Annotated in this window: 3 protein-coding genes; 1 reads left to right on the top strand and 2 read right to left on the bottom strand. The window is 64.2% G+C overall.

The genetic code is table 11. The annotated features are described in order from the left end of the window. Together ltaE and A2I95_RS31700 are read right to left on the bottom strand one after the other, a co-directional pair. The coding region (gene ltaE, locus A2I95_RS31705) for a low-specificity L-threonine aldolase (protein ID WP_291736219.1) at positions 1 to 1,014 on the bottom strand (1,014 nt) is incomplete at its 3' end. Next, positions 1,011 to 1,688 (bottom strand): hypothetical protein, encoded by a 678-nt coding sequence (locus A2I95_RS31700; protein ID WP_291736217.1) that lies wholly within the window; start codon positions 1,686 to 1,688, stop codon positions 1,011 to 1,013. The genes A2I95_RS31700 and ltaE, both read right to left, overlap by 4 nt. Before the next feature lie 138 nt (positions 1,689 to 1,826). On the opposite strand from A2I95_RS31700, the gene A2I95_RS31695 reads away from it, so the two are divergent. Beyond that, the coding region (locus tag A2I95_RS31695) for a LysR family transcriptional regulator (RefSeq protein WP_291736215.1) at positions 1,827 to 2,425 on the top strand (599 nt) is incomplete at its 3' end.

Here is a 2,425-nt window from a genome sequence, read left to right as displayed (position 1 = left end):
GTCCAAAGCATCGTCACCTACGCCCTTGTGCAGCACCATGCGGATCGCGCCGGAACTGCCGCCGCCAATCACCACTCCCTCTGCTGCCAGATGCCTGCGCAATTCATCATTGCGCCCGTCCCCCGGTGTGAAGAACACCATATTTGTGGCCTGGCTCACCTCGCCCGCCCCCAGGCTGTGCAGCACCCCAGCCAATTCCCTAGCCCGCGCGTGATCCTCCGCCAGCCGGGCCACGTTGTGGTCCAGCGCATAAAGCCCGGCTGCCGCCAGCACCCCGGCCTGGCGCATGCCGCCGCCCAGCATCTTGCGCCAGCGCCGCGCCTTGGCAATCAGATCCCCCGGCCCTGCAAGAACGGACCCCGCAGGTGCTCCCAGCCCTTTGGACAGGCAGATCGAGACGCTGTCCGCCAGACCGGCCAGATCCATTTCGGAGCACCCCAGCGCCGTGGTTGCATTGAAGAACCGCGCGCCATCCAGATGCACCGACAGCCCGGCATCCCGCCCGGCCTGCGCTGCTGCCGCCATATCCGTCAGCGGCACCGCTAGTCCGTTATGGGTGTTCTCCAGCGACAGCAACCGGCTGACCGCCAGATGGCTGTCATCCTCCTTAACGGCCCCGGCAATCGCCGCAGGATTCAGCGCGCCATCCCTCCGCACCGGCACCGGACACAGCGCAATGCCGCCCAGAACCGAGGCGCCGGCAGCCTCATAGGCATAGATGTGATAACCCGCGCCCACGATGATCTCCTCGCCGCGCTGGCAATAGGCCAGCAGACCGGCGAGGTTGCTCATCGTGCCGGTCGGCAGGAACAGCGCGGCCTCCTTGCCCAGCCGCTCTGCCAGAACCGCTTCCAACCTGTTTACCTGCGGGTCTTCGCCATAGACATCATCGCCCAGCTCCGCTGTCTGGATCGCCCGCATCATGCCCGCATCGGGCCGCGTCACCGTATCGCTGCGCAGATCGCAATGGGCGGCATTGCTGCCTGCGCCTGCAAGCCCTGAGTATTGGCTCATTCCGTCACCTGATCATAGGCCAGCGCCGCCACGATATGAACGCGCCGGGTTTCTCCGCCGTTCAATGCGGTGTGGTAACCGCGGGTGTCGGTGAAATAGACCGAACCATCCGCGGGCAAATGCGTGACGTGATGATTCACGATAAACAATGAGCCGGGGTTGGAGACCACCGGAATATGCAGCCGCGGTTCCGGGTCGCGGTGCCAGGAGTTGCAATTGTACAGCCCCTTGGACAGCACCCGGGTGCGCCCGATGGGAAAGCGCTTGGCAAGTTCCGCATGCACATGCTCGAAATAGGTGCCCGCGAACTTCGGATTGAATTCGGAAAAGTCCACCTCCGGCACCAGTTCCTCGCGCGGTTCTTCGACATAGCGGCCATCGGCACGCAGCCAGTAGCGGCCAGACAGATCATTGGCAGTCCATTCGGTCTGGCCCGGCCGCTGGGTCAGCGGCAGCGCGGCAAAGCCCTGGTCCTGCAAGCCGCCCATGAAGGCCTCGCGCTTCAGGCACTCCTCCAGCGCCTCCTGCAGCGCTTCGATGTCGAATTTCAGCTCCAGCCGCTGGATGCCAGGCCCGGGCACAAACTCCGCAACCCTGGCTGAATCCGGCAAGCTGCCCATGGCCTGGACAACAGCCTGCACATCGGCGTCGTTGATTTGCGGTTCAAAACTCATGTCGCGCGCTCCCATTCTTTGTGCTGATCGCGAGGGGTGATGCTTTGAATGCGATGTTGACAGGCAAGGAGGCCAGGAAAAAGCCGGGCTTTTGCAATCTTTATTGCAAAAATTGCAACATATGGCAGGGTGCAGACCATGCGCCGCAAGATCCCGCCCACCTCTGCCCTCCTGTGTTTCGAGTCCGCCGCCCGGGCCGGCAGCTTTGCCGGAGGAGCGCGGGAGATGAACCTGTCGCAAAGCGCCTTCAGCCGGCAGATCCAAAGACTGGAGGCGCTGACCGGCCAAACCCTGTTCAAGCGCGAGCGCCAGCGGGTGCAGCTCAGCGGCGCAGGACGGATGCTGCTGGAGGAGCTGGCGCCGCAACTGGAAGCGCTGGAGGCCACCTTTTACCGATTGCGAACCCGCGATAATCCTTATGGCGCGCTGAATATCGGCACCTACCCAACACTGGGCAGCCGCTGGCTGATGCCGCGGCTGGCAGACCTGGCCCAGGCGCAGCCGCGGCTGACGGTCAACACCATAACCTATCTGGACAATGCCCAGGTGGATGCCAGCCTGGTCGATCTGGCTATCGTGCAAGGCGATCCGCCCTGGCCGGGCTTTCGCGCGGATCTGCTGATGCCGGAAACCCTGATCGCCGTGGCTGCCCGCGGCCTGCTGGATGCCCCCATGCCGTCAGCAGCCGGTCTGTTGGACCTCCCGGCCCTGCAGCACTCCACCCGGCTGCTCAGCTG

It is taken from the genome of Leisingera sp. F5 (assembly GCF_001593695.1).
The sequence above is the reverse complement of the archived record's forward strand: the minus strand, read 5'-3'. Positions and strand labels throughout refer to the sequence as shown.